Origin of the sequence: Micromonospora sp. NPDC048947, assembly GCF_040649495.1 — a bacterium.
Lineage (GTDB): Bacteria > Actinomycetota > Actinomycetes > Mycobacteriales > Micromonosporaceae > Micromonospora > Micromonospora alfalfae.
In genome coordinates this window covers 101,267-127,336 of sequence record NZ_JBEZFO010000016.1, presented here as the reverse complement: position 1 = coordinate 127,336, position 26,070 = coordinate 101,267, and the positions used below count along the sequence as shown (strand labels likewise).

General features: G+C 72.7%; 25 protein-coding genes. 13 read left to right on the top strand and 12 right to left on the bottom strand.

All coding sequences use genetic code 11. The features are described from left to right. Positions 1–27: 27 nt before the first annotated feature. The 7 genes from AB0B98_RS22800 to AB0B98_RS22770 form a co-directional block, all read right to left on the bottom strand. A complete protein-coding gene (locus AB0B98_RS22800) occupies positions 28–1,449 on the bottom strand; it encodes a DUF6297 family protein (protein ID WP_357365109.1) in 1,422 nt (473 codons plus the stop codon). Next, on the bottom strand, positions 1,446–2,069 hold the full coding sequence (locus tag AB0B98_RS22795) for an ABC transporter ATP-binding protein (RefSeq protein WP_112602474.1): 624 nt from the start codon (positions 2,067–2,069) through the stop codon (positions 1,446–1,448). Before AB0B98_RS22795 ends, AB0B98_RS22800 begins: the two co-directional genes overlap by 4 nt. A 40-nt stretch (positions 2,070–2,109) precedes the next feature. Further along, on the bottom strand, positions 2,110–4,497 hold the full coding sequence (locus AB0B98_RS22790; RefSeq protein WP_357365107.1) for a tetratricopeptide repeat protein: 2,388 nt from the start codon (positions 4,495–4,497) through the stop codon (positions 2,110–2,112). After that, positions 4,494–6,260 carry an ABC transporter permease subunit gene (locus tag AB0B98_RS22785; protein ID WP_357365105.1) on the bottom strand — a complete coding sequence of 589 codons (1,767 nt, stop codon included), beginning with the start codon at positions 6,258–6,260 and terminating at the stop codon, positions 4,494–4,496. Before AB0B98_RS22785 ends, AB0B98_RS22790 begins: the two co-directional genes overlap by 4 nt. Further along, positions 6,257–7,534: an extracellular solute-binding protein gene (locus AB0B98_RS22780; RefSeq protein WP_357365104.1), complete on the bottom strand. Its 1,278-nt coding sequence runs from the start codon at positions 7,532–7,534 to the stop codon at positions 6,257–6,259. The genes AB0B98_RS22785 and AB0B98_RS22780 overlap by 4 nt, the downstream gene beginning before the upstream one ends. Then, on the bottom strand, positions 7,531–8,163 hold the full coding sequence (locus AB0B98_RS22775) for an ATP-binding cassette domain-containing protein (RefSeq protein ID WP_357365102.1): 633 nt from the start codon (positions 8,161–8,163) through the stop codon (positions 7,531–7,533). Before AB0B98_RS22775 ends, AB0B98_RS22780 begins: the two co-directional genes overlap by 4 nt. A gap of 92 nt (positions 8,164–8,255) precedes the next feature. Then, positions 8,256–9,233: a YafY family protein gene (locus tag AB0B98_RS22770; protein WP_357365101.1), complete on the bottom strand. Its 978-nt coding sequence runs from the start codon at positions 9,231–9,233 to the stop codon at positions 8,256–8,258. A gap of 44 nt (positions 9,234–9,277) precedes the next feature. Here AB0B98_RS22770 and AB0B98_RS22765 point away from each other — a divergent pair, with 44 nt between their 5' ends. The 4 genes from AB0B98_RS22765 (at position 9,278) to AB0B98_RS22750 (ending at position 12,725) form a co-directional block, all read left to right on the top strand. Next, positions 9,278–9,757: a hypothetical protein gene (locus AB0B98_RS22765; RefSeq protein ID WP_357365099.1), complete on the top strand. Its 480-nt coding sequence runs from the start codon at positions 9,278–9,280 to the stop codon at positions 9,755–9,757. Next, positions 9,757–10,212 carry a hypothetical protein gene (locus AB0B98_RS22760; protein ID WP_238670740.1) on the top strand — a complete coding sequence of 152 codons (456 nt, stop codon included), beginning with the start codon at positions 9,757–9,759 and terminating at the stop codon, positions 10,210–10,212. The genes AB0B98_RS22765 and AB0B98_RS22760 overlap by 1 nt, the downstream gene beginning before the upstream one ends. A gap of 73 nt (positions 10,213–10,285) precedes the next feature. Then, complete coding sequence (locus AB0B98_RS22755; protein ID WP_357365097.1) at positions 10,286–11,794, top strand: NAD(P)/FAD-dependent oxidoreductase; 1,509 nt, start codon at positions 10,286–10,288, stop codon at positions 11,792–11,794. Between the two features lie 22 nt (positions 11,795–11,816). Beyond that, positions 11,817–12,725, top strand: a complete 909-nt coding sequence (locus tag AB0B98_RS22750) for an SDR family NAD(P)-dependent oxidoreductase (RefSeq protein ID WP_357365095.1) — start codon at positions 11,817–11,819, stop codon at positions 12,723–12,725. 7 nt (positions 12,726–12,732) lie between these two features. Here AB0B98_RS22750 and AB0B98_RS22745 read toward each other — a convergent pair whose 3' ends face one another. Further along, entirely contained in the window at positions 12,733–13,914 is a 1,182-nt protein-coding gene (locus AB0B98_RS22745) for a low temperature requirement protein A (protein ID WP_357365093.1), read from the bottom strand. Between the two features lie 26 nt (positions 13,915–13,940). After that, the gene (locus AB0B98_RS22740; RefSeq protein ID WP_238670736.1) at positions 13,941–14,360 is read right to left on the bottom strand and encodes a hypothetical protein; all 420 of its coding nucleotides are present in this window, start codon (positions 14,358–14,360) and stop codon (positions 13,941–13,943) included. Between the two features lie 184 nt (positions 14,361–14,544). Between AB0B98_RS22740 and AB0B98_RS22735 the strand changes: the two genes are divergently transcribed. Both AB0B98_RS22735 and AB0B98_RS22730 read left to right on the top strand, forming a co-directional pair. Further along, positions 14,545–15,633, top strand: a complete 1,089-nt coding sequence (locus AB0B98_RS22735; RefSeq protein ID WP_196922733.1) for an S-(hydroxymethyl)mycothiol dehydrogenase — start codon at positions 14,545–14,547, stop codon at positions 15,631–15,633. After that, entirely contained in the window at positions 15,630–16,259 is a 630-nt protein-coding gene (locus AB0B98_RS22730; RefSeq protein ID WP_357365092.1) for an MBL fold metallo-hydrolase, read from the top strand. The genes AB0B98_RS22735 and AB0B98_RS22730 overlap by 4 nt, the downstream gene beginning before the upstream one ends. A gap of 37 nt (positions 16,260–16,296) precedes the next feature. On the opposite strand, the gene tsaA is transcribed toward AB0B98_RS22730, so the two are convergent. Next, positions 16,297–16,725, bottom strand: a complete 429-nt coding sequence (gene tsaA / locus AB0B98_RS22725; protein WP_357365090.1) for a tRNA (N6-threonylcarbamoyladenosine(37)-N6)-methyltransferase TrmO — start codon at positions 16,723–16,725, stop codon at positions 16,297–16,299. 58 nt (positions 16,726–16,783) lie between these two features. On the opposite strand from tsaA, the gene AB0B98_RS22720 reads away from it, so the two are divergent. After that, positions 16,784–17,254 (top strand): VOC family protein, encoded by a 471-nt coding sequence (locus tag AB0B98_RS22720; RefSeq protein ID WP_357365088.1) that lies wholly within the window; start codon positions 16,784–16,786, stop codon positions 17,252–17,254. Between the two features lie 567 nt (positions 17,255–17,821). After that, on the top strand, positions 17,822–18,535 hold the full coding sequence (locus tag AB0B98_RS22715) for a hypothetical protein (protein ID WP_357365086.1): 714 nt from the start codon (positions 17,822–17,824) through the stop codon (positions 18,533–18,535). Positions 18,536–18,601: 66 nt separating this feature from the next. Here the strand turns inward: AB0B98_RS22715 and AB0B98_RS22710 are convergent, their stop codons facing one another. Beyond that, the gene (locus AB0B98_RS22710) at positions 18,602–19,972 is read right to left on the bottom strand and encodes a hypothetical protein (protein ID WP_357365084.1); all 1,371 of its coding nucleotides are present in this window, start codon (positions 19,970–19,972) and stop codon (positions 18,602–18,604) included. 189 nt (positions 19,973–20,161) lie between these two features. Here AB0B98_RS22710 and AB0B98_RS22705 point away from each other — a divergent pair, with 189 nt between their 5' ends. The 5 genes from AB0B98_RS22705 to AB0B98_RS22685 all read left to right on the top strand — a co-directional run bounded on the left by AB0B98_RS22705 (position 20,162) and on the right by AB0B98_RS22685 (position 25,137). Then, positions 20,162–20,476 carry a MazG-like family protein gene (locus tag AB0B98_RS22705; protein WP_357365082.1) on the top strand — a complete coding sequence of 105 codons (315 nt, stop codon included), beginning with the start codon at positions 20,162–20,164 and terminating at the stop codon, positions 20,474–20,476. 665 nt (positions 20,477–21,141) lie between these two features. Continuing rightward, a complete protein-coding gene (locus tag AB0B98_RS22700; RefSeq protein ID WP_357365080.1) occupies positions 21,142–21,726 on the top strand; it encodes a hypothetical protein in 585 nt (194 codons plus the stop codon). Between the two features lie 698 nt (positions 21,727–22,424). Further along, positions 22,425–23,294 (top strand): hypothetical protein, encoded by an 870-nt coding sequence (locus tag AB0B98_RS22695; RefSeq protein WP_357365078.1) that lies wholly within the window; start codon positions 22,425–22,427, stop codon positions 23,292–23,294. Between the two features lie 151 nt (positions 23,295–23,445). After that, on the top strand, positions 23,446–24,420 hold the full coding sequence (locus AB0B98_RS22690) for a pirin family protein (protein WP_357365076.1): 975 nt from the start codon (positions 23,446–23,448) through the stop codon (positions 24,418–24,420). A gap of 48 nt (positions 24,421–24,468) precedes the next feature. Continuing rightward, positions 24,469–25,137, top strand: coding sequence for a hypothetical protein (locus AB0B98_RS22685; protein ID WP_357365075.1), 669 nt, complete (start codon positions 24,469–24,471; stop codon positions 25,135–25,137). Positions 25,138–25,398: 261 nt separating this feature from the next. Here the strand turns inward: AB0B98_RS22685 and AB0B98_RS22680 are convergent, their stop codons facing one another. After that, positions 25,399–26,064 (bottom strand): DUF1345 domain-containing protein, encoded by a 666-nt coding sequence (locus AB0B98_RS22680; RefSeq protein WP_357271321.1) that lies wholly within the window; start codon positions 26,062–26,064, stop codon positions 25,399–25,401. Positions 26,065–26,070 lie beyond the last annotated feature (6 nt).

Below are 26,070 nucleotides of genomic sequence, written 5' to 3'. Positions count from 1 at the left end.
TTGGACGGAAACGACAGCCGCTCCGGCTCAGCCCAGGAACAGCTGGACGAGGACCAGCACGGCGAGCAGCGCCGGCCCCCGTGACCCCTGACGCAGCAGGTCGACCGGGATCATCCCGAACGGCGTGTTGACCGTCGCGCCGCCGTAGTCGATCGGCGGGCGGGTGCCGGCCCGGAACGCGGCGGCGACCACCCCCAGCGCCAGCGTCGGCGCCAGCCAGGCCGGCCCCGGGTCGACCGTCGGCACTGTCAGCAACCACCACAGGCCCGCGCCGACAGCCGGCACCACCACGTGGATCCCGCGCAGCAGGTTGTCGCTGCCACCGAGCGCCCGGCGCAGCCCAGGTGAGCGGCTGACCGACCGCAGACCGCCGGTCAGCCGGTTGGCGGCGAGGTACGCGAACACCACCTGCGCGGCCCCGGCCAACCCGGGCAGGGCGAGCGCGGCAGCGTACTGCACCCCGATCAGCGCCGCCCAGATCAGCACGGCGCTCGGGTGGCGGCGCAGCCGACGTACGTCTGCCTGGAGCAGCGCCCACCAGCCGGGGCCGGGCCGGAACCGGCGGCTGCGAACCCGGCCGATCCGGCGCCAGCGGCGGCTCTCCACCAGGCCGGTGAGCAGGCTCGGATCCAGCAGGATCGTGGCCGTGGCGGCGGCGTTGGCGAACTGCGCGCCGGTGGTCAGGGTGGCCCGGTCAACCCGGGGCAACGCGCGTACCGCGAGGATCACGCCCAAGCCCACGAGGGGCACCGCGGCGGCGAACAACGCGACGGTCGGCGTCGTCGCCGGCCGGGGCAGGCCGTCGCCGAGACTACCCACGAGCACCACCAGGGCGGTGATCACTGCCGCCGCCACCATCGGCACCGCCCCGACCACTGTCGGCCAGCGTCGCCCTGACCGGCTGCCCTGGGCGACGACGCTGAGCGCCAACGCGGCAGCGCCCCACCCCGCGCCGGCCGCCGCCGCCCAGCCCAGGGCGGACGGTTCGCTGACCCCACCGAGCGCCGCCACCGCCACTCCGAGCGCCGCGGTGCCGACCGCCGAGCCCAGCAGCAGCAGGACGAAGCGCGGCGCCAGCCAGGCCCGCCGGTCGATGGGCGCGCTTGTCGCCCAGCTCTGCGTCGCCGGGGTGACCAGCAGCGGGCCGAGCGCGCGCAGACCACGCCAGGCCAGCCCCGCGCCGGCCAGCAGCGCGGCGACCGCCAGCCACCACCGCACGCCCGGCTCGGCCCGCCCCACAGTCGGAGAATCCAGCAGGTCGCGGCTGGCGCTGATCGCGAACCAGCCGTACATGCCCACGAACAGGACCATGACGTACGCGTCGCCGAGCACGTCACCGAGGGAATGGTCGTGGTGCCGGCCGCGGGCCTTGCGCAGGTGCGTCCGCACCTGCCGGGCGGTCGGCACCCCGACCGGCGTGTCGGAGATGGTGGCCGGCGCGGCGGTCACTTGCCGATCTCGATGCGCTCGTCGACCACCGCGTCGATCAGCTCCGGGTCGTGCGAGGCCAACAGCACGGCGGTGCCCGCCGCCCGTTCCCGGAGCAGACGGTCGGCGAGCCACTGTCGCCCGCGGACGTCGAGGCGCTGCTCGGGCTCGTCCAGGATCAGCACCCGGCGGGGCCGGACGAAACAGGACGCCAACGCCAGCCGGCGGCGCTGCCCGCTGGACAGCGTCACCGGCAGTTGGTCGCGGGCCGGCTCCAGACCCAGCTCGGCGAGGACCTCCTCGACCGGCTCGGCGTCACCCCCGTGGGCGTACGCGACCAACTCCAGGTGCTCGACCACCGACAGGTCGGGGAAGAAGTCGATGTCGTCAAGGGCGGCCGCCACCAGCGCCCGCACCTGAGGATCGGTCTCGTCTGCGCGGCGGCCCTGCACCAGCACCTCACCCGCGTCCGGCCGGTCGGCGCCGACGACACACCGCAGCAGAGTCGTCTTGCCGCTGCCATTCGGGCCCAGGACCACGGCGATCCGGCCCGCCGGGAGCGTGAAGCTCACCTCGTCGAGCACTACCAGGTTGCCGAAGTTGCGACTGAGTCCCCGTACCGAGAGCGCGTCCACGATCACAGAGTCTCCCAGAGCCACGCCACCGACCAACCCGAGCGACCTACGTCACCCGGCTGTCGGCGTCGTCGTCGAGTCGGGCGTCGGCGGCGGCCAACCCCTGGGCGTCGGCGACCTCCTCGGCCACCGCCGCCGCGTCCGCCCAGTGCTGCCGCGCGTCGGCCCGCTCGCCCAGCGCGGCGCAGGCGTCACCCAGGTAGAGCAGGGTACGCGCCAGCCCGGCGGTCAGCCGGGCCCCCTCGCGCATTCGGCGGCTCTCGGCCAGCAGCTCGTACGCCGTGCGCGCCTGCCCCGGGCTGCTGCTCAGCAGTGTCGCCCCGGCGTTGAGCAGCGCCGTCGCCCGGCTGGTCGGGTCGTTCACCGACTCGTACTCGCGCAGTGCGGCCCGCCACGCCTGGGCGGCGTCCAGGTGCTCGCCGAGCGCCGCGTGCACCAGCACCAGGTTCGTCAGCGCCGCCGCGTACCCCCGGGCGTCGCCCACCGACCGGAACGTGTTCGCCGCCCGCACCAGGTGGTGGTGCGCGGTGTCCGGTTCGCCCCGGGCCAGTTGGGCCGCGCCCAGGCCCAGCTCGGTGAGGGCGTGCCCGGCCCGGTCGGCGCCGGAGCGGTGTCGGCGCGACATCTCCAGGTGCTCCACAGCGTCGTCGAGCTGCCCCAGGTCGAGCAGGGCCAGGCCGAGGTTCATCCGCGCCTGGGCGTTGCCCCGCCGCCCCCGTTCGTTGACCGCGAGGGTGAGCGCTGCCGCCGCCCCCTGCGGGTCGTGCCGACGTCGGCGCAGCACCCCCAGCTCGTTGTGCGCCCACCCGGCGATCTCCGGACGGTCGTCGGCGGTCGGGGTGGCCAGCACGGTGCGGCAGACCTCCTCCCACTCGTCGAGCCGCTCGGCGTACGCCAGCCACCCACACAGCGCCACTGCCAACCGGAACCACCACCGACGGACCCGGCGGGGCAGTGTCTCCTTCGCGCCGGCCGGCACCCGCACCACCGCCAGCAGCAGCTCCTGGTGCAGGTCGAACCAGCCGTACGGGTCGTCGTCCAGCGGCAGCGACCACTCCCGGTCCCCCGGGGAGCCGAGCACCGCCAGGTTGGCCGCGTGCCGTTCGGCCCGGCGGGCCAGGTGCCGGGTCAGCCGGGCCTGCGCGGCGACCCGGGCCCGGACCGGATCCGCGTCCCGCAGGTGCAGTCGGGCGCTGCCGGCCAGCAGGGGGCGGATCTCGTACCGGTCGCCGGGCGCGCCGACCACGAACGCCGCCGCGGCCAACCGGTCGAGCAACGCGGTCACCAGCTCGGGGTGCCGCCCGGCCAGCGCGGCGATGGTGGGCCGGTCCACCGGTGCGGGGACCAGCGACATCAGCCGGTACAACCGGCGGGCCTGGCGGGGCAACACCCGGTACGCGATGTCCCGTTCGGTGACCAGGTGGGCCACCGGTGAGACGGCGAGCCGCTGGTGCGGTGGTGTCTGCACCGCACGCCGCAGCGCGTCCAGCACGTCGGAGTGCCGCCAGCCGTGCTGAGCGGTGCGGTAGCCGAGCGCGCGGACGGTCCGCGGTTGCCGCCCGCACAGGTCGACGATCTCGCGTACCGCCGGATCGGTGCGCGGGTCGGCACGACGGACCCTGGCGGCGGGCGCGGCCCCGCCCGCCGTCGCGAACAGCTCCACCGCCTCGGACGTGCCCGGTTCGGCGATCCAGTGCGCGACCACACCCTCCAGGCCGGCCAGCGCCGGACCACCGGCGAGCAGCAGGCGGCAGGTGCGCGCGGTGGGTGGCAACAGTGGCCGGACCTGGTCGGGGCGGTCGACGTTGTCCAGCACCAGCACGATCTTGCGACCGTCGAGCTGACCGCGCAGCGCGTCGGCGGCCGCGGCGAGCGCGTCCGGCCGGCCGGAGGTCGGCGGGGTGGTGCCCAGGATCCGGGCCAGCGCGGTGAGCACGTCCCGGGCCGAGCGGGGTCGGCCGCGCCGCCGCAGGTCCAGGTAGTACTGCCCGTCGGGGAATTCCTCCCGGGACTCGTTGGCGGCCTGCACCGCGCACGCGGAGGTGCCCACCGCGCGTCGGCCCAGAACCGCCACCGCGTGCTCCCGGCTGAGCAGACCGACCAGCGCCTCGACGTGCTCCTCACGACCGGTGAACTCGGCCGTGTAGGGCAGATTGGGCGCCCCGGCGGCCGGGGTGGTGAGCACCTCCGTCGGCTCGGGGTCGACCTCCTGGTGCGCCCGGCGGCGGCCCATCACGAAGCCGGCGACGCCGACGACGCCACCGACGACGGCCAGCACGATGGTCGCCGGCCCGAGCAGGTTGGTCGCCAGCTCGGAGAGGAGATTGCCGGCCAGGTTGCCGCCCACGTTGACGATGGCGGCGCTGAGCAGCCCGCCGATCCCGACCAGCGCCGGCCAGCGCGGGTTGCGGCGCCCGCCGCCCGGCCCGGTCACCGCACGCCCCCGGAGACGAGCCCGGCGACCAGGTGTCGCCGCGACAGGACCACGAGCACCACCGGCAGCACCGAGGCGAGCACCGAACTGGCGGCCAGCGCCCCACTGTTGCTCACGAAGCTGCGGGTCTGCTCGGCCAGGAACGGCCCGAGCGGCGCCGAACCCGGCCCACCGAACAACCGCCCCACCACCAGGTCGTTCCAGACCTGGACGAACTCCAGCACGGAGACCGCCACCACCGCCGAGAGGTTGTGCCGGGCCAACCGGCGCAGTGTGTGCCACCACCGACGCCCGCCCAACCGGGCGTCGCGGACCTGCTCCACGGGCAGGTCGGCGAACGCGTTGCGCAGCACCAGCACCGCGAACGGCACGCCCAGCGCGATGTGCACCAGGGCCAGGCCCTGCGTCGTGCCGGAGGAGAGCACCAGGCCCAGCACCTCGTTGACCGGTCCGGCGATGACCTGGATCGGCACGACGCTGGCCGCCAGCAGCAGCAGCCCGGTGGCCTGCGCGGCGGGCCCGGTCAACCAGGCCAACGGGTACGCGGCCAGCAGCGCGACCACCAGCACCGTGGCGGTCACTGCGGTGGCCAGCAGCAGGGTGAAGCCCAGCGTGCGCCACAGCTCGGTGCCGGTGACCAGGTCGCGGTAGGACTCGCCATTCGGCGGCGCCGACCACCAGCCACGCGCTGCGGCGTCCACCCGGCCGTGCGCCGACGTGGCGACAAGCACCGCCAGCGGCACCAGCCAGGCGATCGCGGCACCCGCCGCGAGCAGCCGGAACACCCGTCGGGGTGGGGCGACCGGGGCGGGCTCCGGTGCCGCCTCGACGCGCGGCGGGGGCCAGGCCTGCCGGACGAAGAGCGCCGCCACCATGATCCCGCCGATCACCGCCACCAGCCACACCACCCCGAGCGCGGCGCCGTCGCCGGTGGTGGTGCCCCCGGACGTCTGCCAGATCCGCAGCGCCAGCACCGAGGCCTCGTCGCGGACCGAGCCGGGGGTCATCACCAGGATCAGGTCGAACGTGCGGCTGGTACCGACCGCCACCAACGCGAAGACCACGGCGGTCGTCCGCAGCAGCAGTGGCCGCCACTGCGCGTCCCACAGCACGTGGCGACGCGTACCGCCGTAGGCGCGGACCGCGTCGGCGAGGCTCGGCGGCACCGCGTCCAGCGCGGACCGGAAGACCAAAACCGCCAACCCCACCCAGGCCCAGACGAACGCCGACATCAACGCGACGGTGACCATCCCCGGCCCGAGAAACTGCGGCGCGTCCTCGACCGAGCGGCCGGCCAGTCGGGTCGCGACCAGGGTGGCCAGCCCTCGGCTCGGGTCCGGGTCGTACATCAGCCGGAAGGTGACCCCCGTGACGACGAGCGGCAACGCCACCGGCACCAGGAGGATCAACCGGACCAGGCCACCCTCCTGGGAGCGGCGGGACGCGGCGGCGAGCAGATAGCCCAGCGCCGTCACCACCGCCGGCACCAGCAGGGCCCAGAGGACCGTCCGGCCGACCACCGCGCCGGTGCCGGGAGCGGCGAGCGCGGTCCGGAAGTGCTCCGCGCCGACCCAGCGACCGTCGGTGGTGACGCTGGCGTGCATGGTCCGCAGCACCGGCCACAACACCAGCCCGCCGAGCAGCACCGCGGCCGGCAGCAGCAGCGCCGACGTGGCACCCGCCGCCGGATAGGCCCGACCCCGCCGCGCTGGACCGACGTCGTCGAGGACGGCCAGCTCGCCGAGGACCCGCACCTGGCTCATCGGCCGCCCCCCGCGCTGCGGGCCGCCGCGGCGAGCAGGCCGGTGGCCCGGCGGATCGCCTCGCTGGCGCGGACGCCGTCGGTGACGTCGGCGAAGAAGCCCTGCATGATCCGCCAGATGCCGACCCCGTCCGAGCCGGTGAACGCACCGCGCAGTTGGTCGGAAAGGTCGAAACGCAGGGTGCCGGGGGCCCGCATCTCCGTGGCGAGTTGCTGGCCGACGCCGTCGGTGTAACTGGTGATCGAGACATTGGTGTTGGGCGACAGGTAACCGCCTTCGCGTAGCCACGGCTGGAACGAGTCGGCCCTGGCGAGCCATTCGACCAGCTCGACCCCGCCCCGGCCGTCGGCGAACGCCACTGCCGCGTCCCCGCCGACGATCAGCGGACCGCCGCCCGGCTGGGTGCCCGGGAACCGGAACGTGACAGGTGCCTCCGGGCCGCGCCGGAACGGGCGGACGACGTCGGCGGTGAAGTCCGCCCCGAGAAGCATCACCGCCCGCCGGGTGTGCACCACCTGGATCACCGACTCCTCGTACTGGGTGAGCAGGGCGCGACGGCCGCCGCCGACGAACGCGCCGTCGATGCTCCACAGCCCGGCGAGGCGGTCCAGGGTGTCGCGTACCGGCTTGTCCTGCCAGTCGGCGCCCTGTTGGGCGAGGGCGTAGTAGCTCCCGGGCGCCACGTCGGCCAGGACGTTCTCGAACCAGTCGGTGAGCACCCAGCCGTCCGCGGCGCCGATGGCCAGGGGCACCGGGCCGCCGTCGCGTCGGGCGCGCGCGGCGAGCTGCCTGGTCCGGTGGACCAGCTCGTCCCAGGTGGTCGGCGGCGCGGGCAGCATGGAGGGCAGGTGCCAGACCAGCGACTTGTGCGCCGCCTTGACCCAGACGCCGTAGCGTTCGCTCTCGGTCATCAGCAGATCGCTCAGCTCGACCCGCACGGCGTAGTCGGTGGACGGGCGCACCGGGCTCAGCCAGCCGCGCTGGGCGTACTCGGTGACCAGGCCGGGGCGCGGCAGGATCGCCACGTCCGGGCTGGTGCCGGCCAGGTGTCGGGCGCGCAGGAACGCGTCGATGTCGTTGCCGGCGCTGATCACCTGCACCGGGGCGGGGTAGCCGGCGACGACCTCGCGGAACCGGTCCAGCTCGCTGCTGCTCCAGACCACCGCTACCTGCACCGACCGGGTTCCGCCGGAGCAGCCGGCGGCCAGGGCGGTGGCGCCCGCGGCGGCGGCGCGCAGCAGCGTACGGCGACTCACCCGGGCGGCCTGCCTCATCGGGCCGCCTCGCTCGGCTCGGTGACCAGGTCGTGCCGCACCGGTATCTCGGCCAGGGTGGCCGGGTCGGCCGTGCAGACCAGCACCGCCACCCCGGGGGCGTCCGGCGGCGAGAGGCGAGGCATCAGGTCACCGAGGCGGCTGTCGCCCGCCGAACCGGCCGGCAGGTCGATCACCAGCACCTCGGGCAGGCAGGCCGCCGCTCGGGCGAGCGCCACCCGGAACCGCTGGGCGTCGGAGATCTGGTGCGGCAGCAGGGCGAGGGAGAGCGCCAACTCGAGCCGGTCGACAACGGTGGCCGTCCAGTCGTTCGCCACCTCGTGCACCCGTTCGCGTTTGCGCTGGCCGTACTCGATGTTGCGCCGCACGGTGAGCTGCGGCAGCAGCGCGCCACCGGCGGGCACGTAGCCGATCTGCCGGCGGGGCGGCGGCAGGCCGGTGACGTCCCGCTCGCCGACGAGGACGCGACCGGTCACCGGCGCAGCGAGCCCGGCCAGCACCCGGGCGACAGCCGTGCCGAACCGGGGCGGCGCCACCAGGGCGGCGAGCGTGCCGGCGGGAACGTCGAGGGTCACCGGCCCGGTGCCGGGGACGGCGACCAGTGCGCGCAGTCGTAGCGTGACCCTCACCTCCGGTGACAATCGATGACCGTCCCAGGGTGGCACACCGTGACGACAATCGACGCCCCCGCCCCTTCCACTGTGGAGACGGTCGGGGCTGTTCAGGCGGGGGAGTAGAGCGCGGCGAGCCCGGCGGCCGTGGCGGCCAGCCGTTCGCGCAGCGCCACCGGGGTCAGCACCTCGACGTCGGCGCCGAGGCGCAGCAGGTCACCGTGGGCGTGGGTGAGCGACTCGATCGGCAGCACCGCGGTCACCCAGCCCCGCGCGTCCGGTGGCCCGGCGCTGCCGTCCATCGCTGTCACCACCGGATCGCTGCCGACCTCGCGCAGCCGTTCCCGCCCGGCGGGGGAGAGCCGGACGTGGGCCTCGTCGCGGTGCAGTCGGGCCCGGAACTGCACCACGTGCGCCCGCCACCAGGACGGCAGGTCGAAGTCGGCGGGTCGGTCGAACTCCTGCGCCAGTGGGGTCAACGCGAGGATCTGGTTGACCCGGTAGGTCGCCGGCGCGCCCCGGCCGGGCTGGTCGGCCACCACATACCAACGGCCGCCCTTGAGCACCAGGCCGTACGGCTCCAGGACCCGGGTCACCTCGCCGTTCCAGCCGCGGTAGCGCACCTCGACGCGGTGCTGCCGCCAGACGGCCTCGGCCGTGCGGGCCAGCTCGGGGGAGGCGTCGCCGTCGGCGTACCACCCGGGAGTGTCCAGGTGGAAGCGTTGTTGCAGTCGGGTCGCCCGGTCGCGCAGCGGCGCGGGGAGCGCGGCGTGCAGCTTGAGTTGCAGCGCCGCCACCACGTCGCCGTAGCCCAACTCGTCGGCGGGGCCGGGCAGCCCGGCGAGGAACAGCCGGTCGGCCTCCTCGGCGGTCAGCCCGGTCAGTCCGGTCCGCCAGCCGTCGACCAGTTGGTAGCCGCCAGCGTGCCCGGCTTCGCCGTAGAGCGGGATGCCGGCGGCGTGCAGCGACTCGACGTCCCGGTAGATGGTGCGGGGGGAGACGGCCAACCGCTCGGCGAGCTGCGCGGCGGTCAACCGCCCGTGCGACTGGAGCAGCATCAGGACGGAGAGAAGTCGACTGGCTCGCACTTCACTGACACTAGTTGTCAGGGGACCGGTCGTACCGTCCCGGCATGGCTTTTCGCGACAAGGAACTGAGAACGCCGGGACCGATCATGGTGGACGGTCGGCAGCTCAAGCGCTACCACGTCGACCAGCCGGATCGACCCATCGAACCGGAGGTGGAAAAGGCAGCGTACGACCTGCTGCCCGCGCTGCTGGCCGACATCGTCGACGACGGCACCCCGGCCGCCGGGTGGGTGGTGCTGCACCGGGGCGTGGACACCGGCGCCTATCTGCTGGCGTACACCTGGGTGTGGGACAACGCGGTGGAGATCCGTGTCGCCGCGGCCGGGCAGCCGGCGCTGGACTGTCCCGACGACGACCCGGCACACTTCGTCCACCTGCGCCGCCCGGCGATGGGCTGCGTCTGGGAGTTGGCGGTTCTGGAACACGAGCGGGCCGCCTGGGTCCGGCACATGCTGCTGCCGGAGAGTCCGAATCTGATCAATTATCTGCGTGACACGCGAGCGGAAGGGCCGGTGGGCCGCTGATGGGCGACTTCGACTTCTTTGTGGGCACCTGGAACGTTGTCAACCGGCGGCTGCGCAAGCGGCTGGTCGGCTCCGACGAGTGGGAGGAGTTCCCGGGGGTGTCGGTGGCGCACGGGTTCTTCGCCGGTGGCGGTCACTTCGACGAGATCACATTCCCGACCAAGGGCTCCGCTGGGGCTACCGTCCGGATCTTCGACCCGGCTCGCGAGCAGTGGTCGATCTACTGGATGAGCAGCGTGGACGGGGTGCTGGGACTGCCGCCGATGGTGGGCCGCTTCGTCGACGGGGTGGGCCGCTTCTACGCCGACGACCAGCACGAGGGGCGGCCGGTCCGGTGCCGGTTCATCTGGTCCGACATCAGCGCCACCACCGCCCGCTGGGAGCAGGCGTTCTCAGTCGACGGCGAGCAGACCTGGGAGACCAACTGGATCATGACCTTCACCCGGGCGTCCTAGGGCTCTCGCGACAACTTTCCGCCGTTCGGGTGCGGTGTTATCGTCCGATCACCGCCCCGGATGGAGGAACGCGATGGCCTCCGACCACCTCGACGTGCTGATCATCGGCGCCGGCCTGTCCGGCATCGGCGCCGCCTGCCACCTTCGCCGCGACTGCCCCGACAAGACGTACGCGGTGCTGGAGGCGCGCGACGCCATCGGCGGCACCTGGGACCTGTTCCGCTACCCGGGCATCCGCTCCGACTCGGACATGTTCACCCTCGGCTACTCGTTCAAGCCCTGGACCGCGGCGAAGGCCATCGCCGACGGCACGACCATCAGGGAGTACGTGCGGGAGACCGCCCGGCAGTACGACGTGCCGCGGCACATCCGCTTCCGCCACCGGGTGCTGCGTGCCGAGTGGGACAGCGACACCGCTCACTGGACGGTGCACGCCCAGCGCACCGACACCGCCGAAACAGTGGTGCTGACCTGCTCGTTCCTCTTCGCCTGCACCGGCTACTACCGCTACGACGAGGGTTACACCCCGCCCCTGCCCGGTGTCGACGCGTACGCCGGACGGTTGGTGCACCCACAGCGCTGGCCCGACGACCTCGACCACAGCGACAAGCGGGTGGTGGTGATCGGCAGCGGCGCCACGGCGGTGACACTGGTGCCGGCGATGGCGCAGCGGGCCGCGCACGTGACAATGCTCCAGCGCTCACCGACGTACATTCTGGCGCGGCCCGCCCGCGACCGCCTGGCCGACGCGTTGCGGCGTTGGCTGCCGGCGAAGGCCGCGTATCCGGTGGTGCGCTGGAAGAACGTGCTGCTGTCCACCGTCACCTTCCAGCTCAGCCGGCGTGCGCCCGGCCTGGTGAAGCGGGTGCTGCGCCGGGCCGCGCGGGGCATGCTCCCGGTGGGGTACGACGTCGACAGGCACTTCTCGCCCCGCTACGACCCCTGGGACCAGCGGCTCTGCGTGGCACCCGACGGTGACCTGTTCGCGGCGGTGCGTGCGGGCAGCGCGTCGGTGGTCACCGACACCATCGACACCTTCACGGCGAACGGTGTCCGACTGGCCTCCGGCGTGGAGGTGCCCGCCGACATCGTGGTCACCGCGACCGGGCTCAACCTGCTCGCCCTCGGTGGCCTGACGCTGCGGGTCGACGGCGTGGACGTCGACCTGCCGAACACCGTGGCCTACAAGGGCATGATGCTCTCCGGTGTGCCGAACTTCGCGCTGACCCTCGGCTACACCAACGCGTCGTGGACGCTCAAGGCCGACCTGGTCGCCGGCTACGTCTGCCGACTGCTGCGGCACCTGGACCGCACCGGTCAGCACGTCGTCACCCCGCTCCCGCCGCCCGACGCCGAGCGGGTGCCACTGATCGATCTGCGCTCCGGCTACGTGCTGCGCGCCGTCGACACGCTGCCCAAGCAGGGTGCGACAGCGCCGTGGCGGCTGCACCAGAACTACGCCCGCGACGTGTTGCTGATGCGGCACGGCCGGCTCACCGACGAGGGTGTGCGGTTCTCGCGGGCCGGCGGGGTGTTCGTGCGCGACCGCACCCCGCGTCCCGTCGCGTCCGAGCATCGGTAACCGCCAGCAGAGGAGCAGGATCGTGCAGAGGTTCGACTTCGCCGGCGCGACAGCGGTGGTCACCGGGGCGGCCAGTGGCATCGGCGCCGCGCTGGCCCACGCCTTGGCCCGCCGAGGCACCGATCTGGTCCTGCTGGACCGCGACGCCGAGCGGCTGGACGCGGTCACCACCGCGATCCGCGCCGACCACCCGGATCGTCAGCTCGCCACGTACCTGGTGGACCTCGCCGACCAGACCGCCACCGCCCAGGTGGCCGCGGAGATCGGCCAGCGGCACCCCCGGGTACGCCTGCTGATCAACAACGCCGGCGTGGGCCTCGGCGGCCGGTTCGACCAGGTGACGTTCGACGAGTTCAGCTGGGTGATCGACGTCAACTTCCGGGCAGTGGCGCAGCTGACCCACGCGCTGCTGCCCACCCTCCGGGCCGAGCCGGGCGCGCACCTGGTCAACATCTCCAGCCTGTTCGGGCTGATCGCGCCGGCCGGGCAGACCGCGTACGCGGCGAGCAAGTTCGCCGTGCGCGGCTTCACCGAGGCGCTGCGCCACGAACTGGTCGACGACGGGATCGGGGTGACCTCGGTGCACCCTGGCGGCATCCGCACCCGGATCACCGAGAACGCCCGGATCGGCAGCGGCGTCTCCCACGACGAGTACGCGGCCGGTCGGGCGCAGTTCGAGAAGTTGCTGACCATCGCGCCGGAGCGGGCCGCCGAGGTGATCCTGCGCGGCGTCGAGCGACGTCGGGGCCGGGTGTTGATCGGCTGGTCGGCGAAGCTGCCCGACCTGCTGGCCCGGGCCTTGCCGGCCTCGTACAACCGGCTCCTGGTCACCGGCCTGAACCGGGGCGTGGTCCGCCCGGCGCCCGCCCCCGCCGTCCCCGCGCAACGCCCCGCCGACACTCTCGCCGACCCGGCCCGCGAGGTGGCGTGACAGCGGTTCACGCCGGGCCGGCCGCCGTTGCGCTCGGGCCCAGGTCGCGGTGGCGCAACAGGATGGTCAACGCCACGAGGGCGACCAGCAGCGCCGCCATCGCGTACACCGGGGCCGGGCCGAGTGGCGCGAGCAGTGCCAACAGCGCGACGACCGGGAAGGCGACGACCACCACGCCGTGCTGGTGCCGGCGTACGTGCAGCACCCAGACGGTGAGCAGGAAGACGGCGATCGGGACGGCCACCGCGTACCCGGCGGTCCGGCCCGAGATGTGCGCGAGCTGCCGTTCGTGGTCCACCGACACGTTCAGGCCCGCGCCGACCGCGGCGACCGCCGCGAAGATCAGGTAGTGGCCATAGCCCCAGACCAGGGAGTACGGCAGCCGGGCGGGCGCCTCGATCGGCCGGTCGAAGTAGAGCCACCACAGGGCGAAGACGATCACGGTGGCCGCCGCCGCCAGCGACCAGAGACGACGGTCGCCGGCGTCCACGCCGGTCTGGATGGCCACCGACGTGGCCAGCACCACGTCACCGAGCACGATCAGGGTGAACAGCCCGTACCGTTCGGTGATGTGTCGCGGATGCCAGGGGGTCATCCCCGGGCGCTCGGCCACCGCCGGCACCAGCAGGTCGGCCACGATCAGCAGCAGCAACGCCGCGGTCTCCCACCCCGGCGGCAGGGCCAGCCGGAGCAGCCAGCCGAGCTGGACGACGGTGACGCCGATCGCGTACCGCTGGGCCGCCGGGCGGTGCGCCGGGTCCCCGGCGGCGGCCCGGCACCACTGCACCACGAGCGCGATCCGCATCACCACGTAGCCGTACGTGATGACGCCGAAATCGCCGTCGGTGAACGCGCGGGGCACGCCGGCGGCGATGATCAACGCACCGGCGATCTGCACCAGCGTCGCGATCCGGTAGAGGTCGTCTTCAGTGTCGTAGGCCGAGGCGAACCAGGTGAAGTTCATCCACGACCACCAGATCGCGAAGAAGACCAACAGGTACCTGGTCAGCGCGTGGCCGAGCTGATCCTCGGAGACGGCGTGGTGCAGGTTGGCGGCCGCCTGGGACACCGCCACCACGAAACACAGGTCGAAGAAGAGTTCCAGCGGCGTGGCCGCGCGGTGCGGCTCGTCGCGACGACGTGGCCGCATCGGCCGGTAGAACGGCCGCACGGACCGAGGCTGGGTCACCGAAGCTCCTCAGGCCACCCGCCGGGTCAGCCGCGCCGACGGCCGTGGGTCAGCCCCTCCAGCACCAGGGTCAGCCCCGCACCGACCAGCCAGACGTCCTTGGCCAGCCCCGAGCCCTGCTGGGTCGGACGGATGCTGCCGGGCTCGCGCATCCCCGGCGTCTTCAGGTACAACTGCACCAGGCCCGCGCCGAACGCGGTCAGGCCGAGCCCGACCAGGGGCGCCGGGACGAACGGCGCGATCAGCGCGGCCCCCAGGGCGATCTCCGAGTACGACAGCAGCTTGGCGAAACGCGCCGGTTCCAGCTGACCGAGCTGGGGCATGGCGGCGACCGCCATCCCGTGCAGGCCCTCCGCGGCGGTCCCCTCCAGGGTGCGCTTGCCCAGACCCGAGTTGAGGAAGTACGCGCCGATACTGACCCGCAGTGGCAGGTGCGCGGATTTCATTGTTACTCCCGTCGGCCGTTGTCGAATGCGGCCCGCGTACCCCGGACCGCCCGCGATAACCCGCCGGGCCGGCTGGGCTGGCCGTGGTGGTCGCGGTAGGTTCGCCGGGGGCCCACCGCCGAGCCCGTGGCACATCCGCCCACCCGGCGCCCGGCCCTGCCGCAGACCACCAGCAGGAGGCGAAGTGAGCCAGGAAGTCCGGGGAGTCATCTCCCGCAGCAAGGGCGCACCGGTCGAGGTCACGACCATCGTGGTGCCCGATCCCGGGCCCGGTGAGGCGATCGTCCGGATTCAGTCGTGCGGTGTCTGCCACACCGATCTGCACTATCGCGAGGGTGGCATCAACGACGACTACCCGTTCCTGCTCGGTCACGAGGCGGCGGGCATCGTGGAGCAGGTCGGCGAGGGCGTCACCGACGTCGCCCCGGGCGATTTCGTGGTGCTCAACTGGCGGGCGGTCTGCGGGGTCTGCCGGGCCTGCCGCCGGGGCCGGCCCTGGTACTGCTTCAACACCCACAACGCCACCCAGCGGATGACCCTCACCGACGGCACCGAACTCGCTCCGGCGCTGGGCATCGGGGCGTTCGCCGAGAAGACCCTTGTGCACGCCGGGCAGTGCACGAAGGTCGACCCGGCGGCCCGACCCGCCGCCGTGGGTCTGCTGGGCTGCGGGGTGATGGCCGGGCTGGGTGCGGCGATGAACACCGGAAACGTCACGCGGGGCGACTCGGTCGCGGTGATCGGCTGCGGCGGCGTCGGGGACGCGGCGGTCGCCGGTGCGCTCCTCGCCGGCGCCACCACGATCGTCGCTGTGGACACCGACAGCCGCAAGCTCGACTGGGCCCGCAAGTTCGGCGCCACCCACACGGTGAACGCGTCCGAGACCGACCCGGTCGAGGCGATCCGCGCCGCCACCGGCGGCTTCGGCGCCGACGTGGTGATCGACGCGGTGGGCCGACCGGAGACGTGGAAGCAGGCGTTCTACGCTCGCGACCTGGCCGGCACCGTGGTGCTGGTCGGCGTACCGACCCCGCAGATGCAGGTCGAGTTGCCGCTGCTGGACGTCTTCGGTCGTGGCGGCGCTCTCAAGTCCAGTTGGTACGGCGACTGCCTGCCCAGCCGGGACTTCCCGATGCTCACCGAGCTGTACCTGCAGGGCCGGCTCGACCTGGACGCGTTCGTCACCGAGGAGATCGCGCTCGACCAGGTCGAGAACGCCTTCGACCGGATGCACAACGGCGACGTGCTCCGCTCGGTGGTGGTGTTCCCGTGACCGCCCGCGTCGACCACGCGGTCACCTCGGGCACGTTCTCCCTGGACGGGCAGACCTTCGACGTGGACAACAACGTCTGGGTGATCGGTGACGACAGTGAGTGCGTCGTCCTGGACGCGCCGCACGACGTGGCGGCGATCCTCGCGCTGGTGGGTGACCGTCAGGTCCGGGCGATCCTGGCCACCCACGCCCACGACGATCACGTCCGGGTGGCGCCCGAGCTGGCCGAGGCCACCGGCGCGCCGGTGCTGCTGCACGCCGCCGACCGGGTCCTCTGGGACATGGTCCACCCGCACCTGCCGCCGCACGGTGAGCTGCACGACGGGCAGAGCATCGAGGTGGGCGGCACCACGCTGCGGGTGCTGCACACCCCCGGGCACAGCCCCGGGGCGTGCAGCTTCCACGCGCCGGAGCTGGGCGCGGTGTTCACCGGCGACACGCTCTTCGCCGGTGGCCCGGGCGCGACCGGCCGCTCGTACAGCGACTTCGACACCATCGTCCGGTCGATCCGCACCCGCCTGCTGAGCCTTCCCGCGGAGACGGTCGTGCACACCGGCCACGGCGACGACACGACGATCGGCGCGGAGGCCCCGCACCTGCAGGAGTGGCTGGACCGCGGCTACTGAGCCCGGCACACCGCACCGCTGTCGCGCGGTCGACGGCTCAGCGTTCGTCGGCCGCGCCCAGCACCGGTTTGACGTCCAGGATCGGGGTGCCGTCGAGGGCCTCCAGGTCGGCCACCTCGACGCGCAGCCCATCCACCGCCAGGATCCGCACCCGGTGCAGCCCGATCGGGTTGGGCCGGTGCGGTGAGCGGGTGCTGAACACCCCGGTCTCCGGACGGTTCTCGTCGCCGCGTGGGTGCACAGCGAGCACGTCGCGCCGGGCACGGTCCAACCAGGTCAGTACCAGTATTTCCGTGCCGACGCGCAGGTCACGCACGGCCCGCTCGGCCTGCGGGTCGAAGACCAGCCACGCCGTCGGCGCGCCCTCGTCGCCCTGCCGTGGCGCGCTCGACGCGTCGGTCAGCGGCGAGGCGACCCGGCCGACCGGGTGCAGCAGGTACGTGTCATCGCTCGCCGCCTCGACCACAGCCGCTCCCCTCTGGACGGTCCCACCATAACCCTGCCGCGGCGCTAGGATCTTGAACATGGCCGCCGACTCGCCCGCCCCCGTTGTCCGCCAGTTGCGGCTCGTGGTGGAGGCCGCCGACCACGACGCTGCCGTCGCGTTCTTCCGCGACGCGCTCGGCCTGCCCGAGGAGGCGGCGTTCAGTGGCGACGGCGATGCCCGGGTGGTGATCCTGGACGCCGGCCGCGCCACGCTGGAGATCGCCAACCCGGCGCAGAAACGCATGATCGACGAGGTCGAGGTGGGTCGGCAGGTCGCGCCCAGAATCCGGGTGGCCTTCGAGGTGGACGACGCCGAGGCGACCACCGCCCGGTTGGTCGCCGCCGGGGCCAGCGAGGTCGCCCCGCCCACCCGCACACCGTGGCAGTCGCTCAACTCCCGCCTGGACGCCCCCGCCGGCCTGCACATCACCGTCTTCCAGGAACTCCTTACCCCCGACGAGGGTGTCGGGACGCGGGCCGCGAAGTCCGGACGCGACGGCGACGACTGAGTCGGGCAAGCCTCCGGACGGTCCTCTCATCACGGCGCAGACGAGCCGCAGTGGCGGACGCCCACGGGCGATTGCTGGCCGTGGCCGCGCGTCGCACCGCCTCCGCCCCGATCATCCGGGAACGGCCACTGACGGTAGCGGCAAACCGCTCGGTCCCTACCCCCACCCACCCTGCGCGTTCCCTTTGCTCTGCTTACCTATACGCACCATGTCCCCTGAGCTGCGGATGGGCGCTTTCGGCCAGCCACGGAGGTCCCTCCCCATCGTCACGGAATGTCACTGGCGCGTATAGGTAAGCAGAGCAAAGGCTGTTGTTCGGAGACTGCCCCCCGACTCCGAAAGCACCCTCCGTCACAGCCCTCGCCGTTCGGTGCGCCAAGAGCCGTCGTGTCCGGGGTCGTCCCGTGACCGGGGCCGCACCGGCCCGAGCCTCGGACGTTTCCGGAATGCCCGACACCTGAACCCGGTTGTGTCCCCCGTACCGCCGGAGCCCAAACGCTTTTCCGCGGTCATCTCCCGAGGAGTGTTCACCCCGGAGCGCTCCGCACGATCGAAAGGGCAACCATCGTGAAGGTCTACTTCACTCGATGGCTCCCCGCCATCGCTAAGGACTCGTACCGCAAGACCGCGCTGAGCGTGGCGGGTGTGGCCGCCCTCGGCGGTCTGGCCCTCGCGCCGACCGCAGCCGCCGCCCCGGTCACCTCCGGACCGCACCAGGGCGCCGTCGCCGCCATCGACCTCGCCACCGGCAAGGCCGCCACCTCGGTACGCCAGGATGAGCAGCCCGTCGAGTCGGGCCTGACCACCGGTTCCGCCACCGGCAAGCCGCCGGCCGGCAAGCCGAGCCGAGCCCAGCTGATCCCGCACGGCATCGAGGGCGCGCAGTCGCGCGTACCGCTCGACGACACGCAGTTGGCCAACGCCCGCGCCATCGTCGACGCCGCCAAGAAGACCGGCGTCGGTGACCGGGGCGCGGTGATCGGCATCGCCACCTCGCTGCAGGAGTCGAAGCTGTACAACCTCGGCCACCTCGGCGCGTACAACGACCACGACTCGCAGGGCCTGTTCCAGCAGCGTCCGTCGTCCGGTTGGGGCACGCCCGACCAGATCACCGACCCGGAGTACGCCGCCACGGCGTTCTTCACCGCGCTCAAGAACGTCGGCGGCTGGCAGGACCTGCCGCTGACCGCCGCCGCGCAGACCGTCCAGGTCTCCGCCTTCCCGTACGCGTACGCGCAGTGGGAGGAGCAGGCTGCGGACATCGTCCAGCAGATGTGGTGACACCCGCACACGAGGCCGGCCGGTTCCCTTCGACGGGAGCCGGCCGGTTCTTCGTGTTCGCGTACCTCAGCAGGCCGGGTAGAGGCGGCGGGTGCCGACCCCGGCCGCGTACGCGTCCCGGTCGCTGAACCGGCAGCCGTAGTCGGGTCGGGACACCACCGCCGGGTCGGTCACGGTGTCGCCGGCCGGGCGCTTGCCGGTGCGTACCCAGGACACCAGGTCGTCCCACGCGGCGCCGGCCTCCGCCGGGCTGAACTCGCAGTGCTGCGTGGCCCGGATCGCCCGCTGAACCAGCAGCCTGCTGCGACCGTTGCGCGCCACGTCACTGGCGTACGCCTGCTCCATGCTGAACGGCACGAACAGATCGCCGAGACCGTGCAGGCTGAGCACCGGCGCGGTCGGGCGGCCGGCGATGCGCGGCACCTCGGTCAGCGTCGGCAGGAGCCGCTGCCGCAGGTTCTCCGGGGCGACCCGCTGCACTGTCGCGTTGACGTTCACCGGGCTGTTCGGTGTGTAGCGGGTGAGCAGGTTGGTGGACAACTGGCCGGGCCGCTGGGCGGGGGAGTTGCCGCTCCCGGTGGGCACGCTGATCGAGAAGAGGAAGTCCTTCCACACCGCGAACGCCGCGTCGGCGCCCGGCCGTGGCCCGCCGGAACGGTTCACGGTGATCGCCCGCAGCTGTTTGCCCCGGTCCGTGGTGGTGTCCGGGCCGGTGGGGGTCAGCCCGGCCAGGCCGAGCGCCACCTGGATGCGGGGCACTGCGTTCGTCAGATAGTCAGCCGGCGTGGGATACGCCGGCACCCCGGCGAGCGCCTGCGCGACCAGGTTGTAGTCCAGGTAGAAGTCGAGCAGCGTCTGATCGCCGAGCACACCACACATCGGCAATGCGCCGTCGTAGAAGCCGGGGTACTGCTCCAGCGAACGACCGATGACGTACCCACCCATCGACACCCCGGCGACGTAGGTGTGCTGCGGTCGGCGGACCGTCCGCCCGAAGTGGTCGGCGAGATCCTTCGTCCCCAGCACCCCGGAGCGGATGTCGAAGCCGTTGCGGTCGTACGAGGACGACGCCCACGCGTACCCCTGCTCCAGCAGGCGCTGGCGCAGCCCGAAGGCCGGCGGTTCCGGCGAGAGCACAGTGCCCTGGCCGCGGTAACCGTGCGCCCACAACACCAGGTCGCCGTTCCACCGGGCGGGGACCTCGATCATGTACCCGGCGTGGCGGTGCACGCCCTGGCGTACCGTCGTCGGCTTGCCGCCCACGACCAGCGGCGCCAACGGCGGATTCTCGATGGTGTAGCCCGGCAGCGGCTCGCCGCCCCTCGGGTCGCGACCGGTGGCGCCGGCTGGCGCGGCACCGGCCAGCCCGACCGCGAGGGTCAGCGTCGCAGCCGCGGCGAGCAGGCGGCGGAGGGTACGGACGGGTGTGGACAGCATCGGTGCTCCCCATCGGACGGTTGTCGCCCGGGGGCGACCAGCGGGACGTTTGCCTACCGGCCGGTAGCGTCCTGAACCTAGAACCGCCGTCGACCAGTGTCAATGGGTTCGCTGATCCGCCGGTCAACACGGCGGTCCGGCCCTACCCGGTCGTTCGGGCCGGTGGGCCGATCGGGTTGACTGGTCGTCGTGGACGAGACGATCTGGGAGGCGGCCCGAGCGTCACGCGGCTGGCTGGACACGGCGAACGGCACCGGGCAGACGGAACTGACCTGCCGCATCCTCAAGCTCACCGAGGAAGCGGGGGAGGCCTCGGCCGCCTGGATCGGTCTGCTCGGGCAGAATCCACGCAAGGGTGTCACCCACACCCGCGAGGACGTCGCGGCGGAGTTGGCCGACGTCGCCTTCACCGCGCTGGTGGCCATCGAAAGCCTCGGGCTGGACGCGCAGACGGTTCTGGACGCCTGCGCCGCAAAGGTGCGCTCCCGCCTGACGGGCCAGTAACCGCTCCTGGCGTCCGGTCAACGCCGCCCCTCCCGGCGGTCGCCTGCCGGGGCCCGTCTGCGAACTTTGCCGGCAACGGGTGTCATGCGCCGGCCGCTTCATTCGTGATCGACTCGGGTTTCCTGACGTCGGGCTGTCCCAGAGTCTCGGATGCCCGACTTCCGTGAATCCGAGTGGATCACGCCGCTGAGGCATGATCCGACGCCCCGCCACCCGGTGCCGCCTGGGCGGTTTGTCGTCTGCTGGGTGTTGTGGGGTGTGGTCGGGCGCACTCGTGGGCCGGAATCATGGCGGGGCCGGGGTCGTTACATACCCTGACGATCGCAGTACCACCGACCCGCCGCCCGACCCTGAGGGCAGGTCGCGCAGGCTGGAATGCCAGCCTCCACCCGGTCGTTACAGTCCCCACGATCGACCACCTGGCACCGCCTTGATGAGGGTGCCGACGGTGGGCCAATCCCGGAATGACCCCGGCCCCCCGGTCGTTACACAGGGACCCGGCGCCACGAGCCCCCCGCTCGCAGGTCGCCGACCCGACGCCCTGAAGGGCGTCACCCCCCAAAGACTTTTCCCCCTTGTATGTGCAGCGCCGGACGAGGTGCTCACACCCCGCCGCCGTCCCCCTTGGTGGTCGGGGTGTTCTACCCCCGAAGGAGCTACCCCTCATGAACACGATCATGCGTAAGAGCGTGCTGTCCGTTGCTGGTCTCGCCTTCGCCGGTGGTGTCTTCGCCGGACCGATCGCCCACGTGGCCAACCCGGTCGACGCCAAGCCCGTCGCCGTTGCGGTGCAGGCCGACAAGCCCGACACCAGCAAGCTGATCCCGCACGGCACCCAGGGCGACCAGTCGCACATCACCCTGAACGATGAGCAGACCGCCAACGTGAAGGCGATCATCGCCGCGACGAAGAAGGCCGGCCTGCCAGAGCGGGCCGCGGTGATCTCGATCGCGACGAGCCTGCAGGAGTCGAAGCTGGAGAACCTGGGCCACCTCGGCGACATGAACGACCACGACTCGCTGGGCCTGTTCCAGCAGCGCCCGTCCAGTGGTTGGGGCACCCCGGAGCAGATCACTGACCCTGAGTACTCGACGACGGCGTTCCTCAAGGGTTTGAAGCAGGTCGACGGGTGGCAGGACATGCCGCTGACCGACGCCGCGCAGACGGTGCAGGTGTCGGCGTACCCGGATGCCTACGCCCAGTGGGAGCAGCAGGCCGCCGACCTGGTTGGCCAGTACTGGAACAGCTGACCCGCACCACAGCACCACCGCACGACACCGACCGTTGGCCGGCACCCGCAACCCCGGGTGCCGGCCAGCGGCCTTTCTGCTCTGGCCGGTCGCCGTTCACCAGTCGCGGAATCGCTGACTGATCACTGGCGGCTAGCCGCTCATCGCCCGGCCACCAGCCATCGGCTGCAGGCCGCCGCCGGTTGCTGGCCGCCGCCGGCTGGGGCTCCGCCGGCTGGGGCTCCGCCGGCTGGGGCTCCGCCGGTTGCGGGGCCGCCGGCTGCTGGGCGCTGCTTGTTGGGCCGCTGCTTGCTGGGGCGCTGCTTGCTGGGCCGCTGCCGGCTGCTGGCGGTTGGCTGCGGGGCCGTTGGTTGTTGGTCGTCGGGCTGGGGATGCGGCCCTGCACGGGTCTTGGGGGAGGTGAACCGCGTCGTCTGGTTGCGGTTGTCCGTAGATCTTGGACAGTTTCCGTTCGCTCGGAACGGAAACTGTCCAAGATCTACGTTGGCGACGTAGCGGAGTGACGTGATCGGCGCCGAGTGATCCGATCGGCTGGTCTATACGTACCCCTGAGCGGGGACCGGCGGAGGGACACAGGCATGGCCGCAGTGGGGTACGGCGTGGATCGCGAACCGGAGTCTGAGCCAGCACAGTCCGCTGAGACGGAACCGTCCGCTGAGACGGCACCGCGACGGTTGTCTACCGGTGCTCGTCTGTTGGTGGCTGCTGCCGCGGTCGTGCTGCTCCTGGGCGCGGCGGCGGTGACCGTGATCGTTGCCGATCCCGACCACCTCGGCATGACCTACTCCAGCCAGCCCGACGGCACTCGCCCCGACGGCACTCGCGCCGGGGACGGCCGCCGTCCGGGGGGCGTCGCTGAACCGGACGCGGCTGAGGGTCGCCGCGGTGGTGCGGGTGCCGCTGCCGAGCACCTGTTGACAGCGCCGTTGGCGGGTCGGCAGAAGGCTACCTTCGTGCTCGCGGATGGGCTGTCCTCGTTCGAGCTGCGGGTGGCCGAGTTGGGCCATGACCTGTACCGGATCAGTACCCCGGCCGGCTCGGGTGTGGCGGGCCGTCCGGCGGTGCGGGGGGAGACTGTGCGGCTCGACCTCGTGGAGTCCGGGACGCGCGGGCCACGGGCCGTGCGGGTGTTGCTCAACGAGCGGGTGGCCTGGCGTCTCCACCTCGTTGGCGGGGTGAGCAGTCAGGTGTTGGATCTGACCCGGGCCCGGCTGCTGGGCGTGGAACTCGCCGGGGGTTCCAGCCGTACCGAGATTCTTCTGCCACCGATCACCGCCGCTGGCCCCGGCAACCCCACCGGCCCGCGCGCAGTCCGATCCGCCGGCACCCTGACCGTACGACTCACCGGTGGGACCAGCCAGCTCGACGTCCGGGTCCCGGGGGAGACTGCGGTACGGGTTCGGGCGGGAGTCGGTGCCGGCTCAGTGGTGGTACGCGGCGACCGTTGGGATGGGGTGGCCGCGGGCTCGGTGCTGGGTACGCCGGATTGGGACCGGTCGGCGGAACGCCTGTACCTGGACCTGGTCGCCGGTGCCAACAGTGTCCTGGTCTCCTCCAGCAGCCGGTGAACCCACGCCGGGTCAGCGCACGCCGGACCAGCCCACGCCGGACCAGCCCACGCCGGACCAGCCCACGCCGGACAACCACTGGCTGGTGAACCACGCCCGCCCTGGCCAGAAGCGTCGTGGTCGTGAGTGGGCTTGCGCGTACAGTCGGGCGGTGGAGCGTACTGAATCAATGCTGGCGCAGACCCGACCGCCTGGCGTGGCCGACGTCGATCCCGGCAGTGTGTTGTTGCCCGGCCACGACGTGCCGTTGGGTCGGTACACCACGGTGCGGCGGCTGCTTCCGCAGCGCGCCCGCCGGATGGTCGGCGCGTGGTGTTTCGTGGATCATTTCGGCCCGGACGATGTGGCGCAGCGGCCCGGTATGGAGGTGCCGCCGCACCCGCACACCGGGCTGCAGACGGTGACGTGGCTGCTGGACGGGGAGATTCTGCACCGGGACAGCCTCGGCAACGTGCAGCCGATCGTGCCCGGCCAGCTGAACGTGATGACCTCGGGGAACGGTATCGCCCACTCGGAGCGCTCACCGGCGACCCATCCGCCGGTGATGCACGGTGTGCAGCTCTGGGTGGCGCTGCCGGATCCGGCGCGGGCCGGAGCGGCCGACTTCGCCCATCACGCGGATCTGCCGCGCTGGCGGGACGGCGACCTGGACGTCACAGTGCTGGTGGGCGAGTTCGCTGGGGAGCGGTCACCGGCGGTGGTGCACACCCCGCTGGTGGGGGTCCAACTGGAGCTGCGCGGTGAGGCGCCGGCGACGATGGTGTTGCGGCCGGATTTCGAGTACGCCGTGCTGGCGATGTCCGGGTCCGCGGAGGCGGCCGGGGTGGGGTTCGAGCCGGGGGCGCTGCTTTATCTGGGCTCGGGCCGCCGGGAGTTGACAGTGCGTGGCGGGGCCGGGGCCCGGTTGCTGCTGCTGGGCGGTGCGCCGTTCGAGGAGCCGTTGGTGATGTGGTGGAACTTCGTCGGCCGGTCCCACGAGGAGATCGCCGCGGCCCGGGAGGACTGGATGGCCGGCGACGGGCGCTTCGGTGTGGTCGCCGACGATTCGGCGCCGCCGCTGCCGGCGCCGGCCCTGCCCACGACCCGCCTCAAGGCCCGCGACCGCACCGGCGGCCTGCACGACTGACGACACCGGCCCGGTGTGTGGCAGTTGGCGGCGCGGGTAGTCGCCGGCATGGCGACCAGTTTGATCACCCCGGTGGAGGACCGTAAACGTCTGGCGCGCCGGCTCGCCGGTAGCGGGCGGGGCTTCGCCGAGCAGTACGGGTTCCGGGTGACCAACAACCCGGCGAGCCTGTTCCAGGTGCTGTACCTGTCGGTGTTGCTGGCCCGTCGTGGTGACTTCCGGCGGGCGTTGGACGGGGCGCGGGCGGTGCGCGACGAGGGGTGGGACAGCGCGGCCCGGCTGGCGCGTTCGCTGTACGAGGACCGGGTCCGGGTGCTGCGCGCCAGCGGCCAGCGCGGTGACGTGGACGCGTTGGCCGCGGTGCTGGGTGACCTGGCTCGGACGGTGGTCGAGCGGTACCGGGGTGATCTGCGCCGGCTGCGGGCGGTGGCGCGCCACGACCCGGTCCGGGAGCGGGCGCTGCTGGCCGAGCTTCCGGGCGTGGACGATCAGGTCGTCGTCCTGTTTCTCCGTGAGGCGCAGGCGTTGTGGCGGGAGGTGGCGCCGGTCGCCGATCGGCGGGCGCTGGCCGCCGCCCGGCGGCTCGGGCTGGGCAGGTCGGCGGACGACCTGGCTGGCCTTGCCACTGGCGAGTCCGAGCAGTTGGCCTGGCTGGTGGGGGCGTTGGCCCGGGTCGACCTGGAGCATCGGTACGCGGAGGTGACCGATCGGCCGTGACGTGCCCTGGCCCACACTTCCCCACATTCTGACCAAACGGAGGATGTTCTGCCGTATGGTTGGACCCGGCAGTGCTGGCCGCTCGGTTCGAGCGGCCCTCCACCGCCTGGTGACCGCGACCGGTTCGGATGCGGTTCACCGCCTGGGCAGGCTTGCGTGGCGCCCTGGGTCGCGGTTCGTGACCAGGGGCGCCCGCCTGTCCCGGCCCTTCGATCGGCCCCGCCCCGTGTCGTGCTCCGGGGGACCGGGCAGCCGGTGTCGTCAGCGCGCCAGACCCGCCAGGAGGTTCACCGTCACGGCGATGATGAACGCGCCGAACAGGTACGACACCATCGAGTGGCGCAGCACCGTTCGACGCATCTCGTTGCTGGTCAGGTTGGTGTCGGAGACCTGGAACGTCGTCCCGATGGTGAACGCGACGTACGCGAAGTCGGAGTAGCGCGGCGGTTCGGGCTGGTTGAAGTTCACTCCGCCGTCCGGGCCGGTGTAGTAGATCCGGGCGTACCTGGCGGCGAACACTGTGTGCACCACGAACCAGGAGAGCACCACGCTGAGCACGCCCAGGCTGCTGTGCAGCTCCCGGGCCGTCCCGGGGGGCGCGCTCTGCGCGCTGGCCACGACCAACCCGACGGCCAGCAGGCTGGCCAGGCAGGCGACGAGCAGCAGGGCGTCCCGGATCGCCCGGTTGGGGTCCTCGTGGACGGCGAGTTGGGCGGTCCGCTCGGCGTCCATCGGCCAGATTTTGTGCCAGACCAGCACGAGCCAGCTCAGCGCGCCAACGTCCCAGCCGGCCAGCGCGGCGAGCGGCAGGGGCAGCAGCAGCGCGAAGACGCAGCCGGCGATGACGCCGACCACCGCCACGACGGCGAGCTGCTTCGCAGCCGGGAAACGGACGTCCGCTGGCCGGTCGGGGCCGGTCTGGGTCATTCGGGA

Bases quoted from the DNA above. Each gene is read 5' to 3' on its own strand.
- AB0B98_RS22685 (WP_357365075.1), top strand. From the start codon at position 24,469: ATGGCGACCAGTTTGATCACCCCGGTGGAGGACCGTAAACGTCTGGCG.
- AB0B98_RS22680 (WP_357271321.1), bottom strand. From the start codon at position 26,064: ATGACCCAGACCGGCCCCGACCGGCCAGCGGACGTCCGTTTCCCGGCT.
- AB0B98_RS22765 (WP_357365099.1), top strand. From the start codon at position 9,278: ATGGCTTTTCGCGACAAGGAACTGAGAACGCCGGGACCGATCATGGTG.
- AB0B98_RS22720 (WP_357365088.1), top strand. From the start codon at position 16,784: ATGGCCGCCGACTCGCCCGCCCCCGTTGTCCGCCAGTTGCGGCTCGTG.
- AB0B98_RS22755 (WP_357365097.1), top strand. From the start codon at position 10,286: ATGGCCTCCGACCACCTCGACGTGCTGATCATCGGCGCCGGCCTGTCC.
- AB0B98_RS22740 (WP_238670736.1), bottom strand. From the start codon at position 14,360: ATGAAATCCGCGCACCTGCCACTGCGGGTCAGTATCGGCGCGTACTTC.
- AB0B98_RS22780 (WP_357365104.1), bottom strand. From the start codon at position 7,534: ATGAGGCAGGCCGCCCGGGTGAGTCGCCGTACGCTGCTGCGCGCCGCC.
- AB0B98_RS22700 (WP_357365080.1), top strand. From the start codon at position 21,142: ATGAACACGATCATGCGTAAGAGCGTGCTGTCCGTTGCTGGTCTCGCC.
- AB0B98_RS22785 (WP_357365105.1), bottom strand. From the start codon at position 6,260: ATGAGCCAGGTGCGGGTCCTCGGCGAGCTGGCCGTCCTCGACGACGTC.
- AB0B98_RS22710 (WP_357365084.1), bottom strand. From the start codon at position 19,972: ATGCTGTCCACACCCGTCCGTACCCTCCGCCGCCTGCTCGCCGCGGCT.
- AB0B98_RS22760 (WP_238670740.1), top strand. From the start codon at position 9,757: ATGGGCGACTTCGACTTCTTTGTGGGCACCTGGAACGTTGTCAACCGG.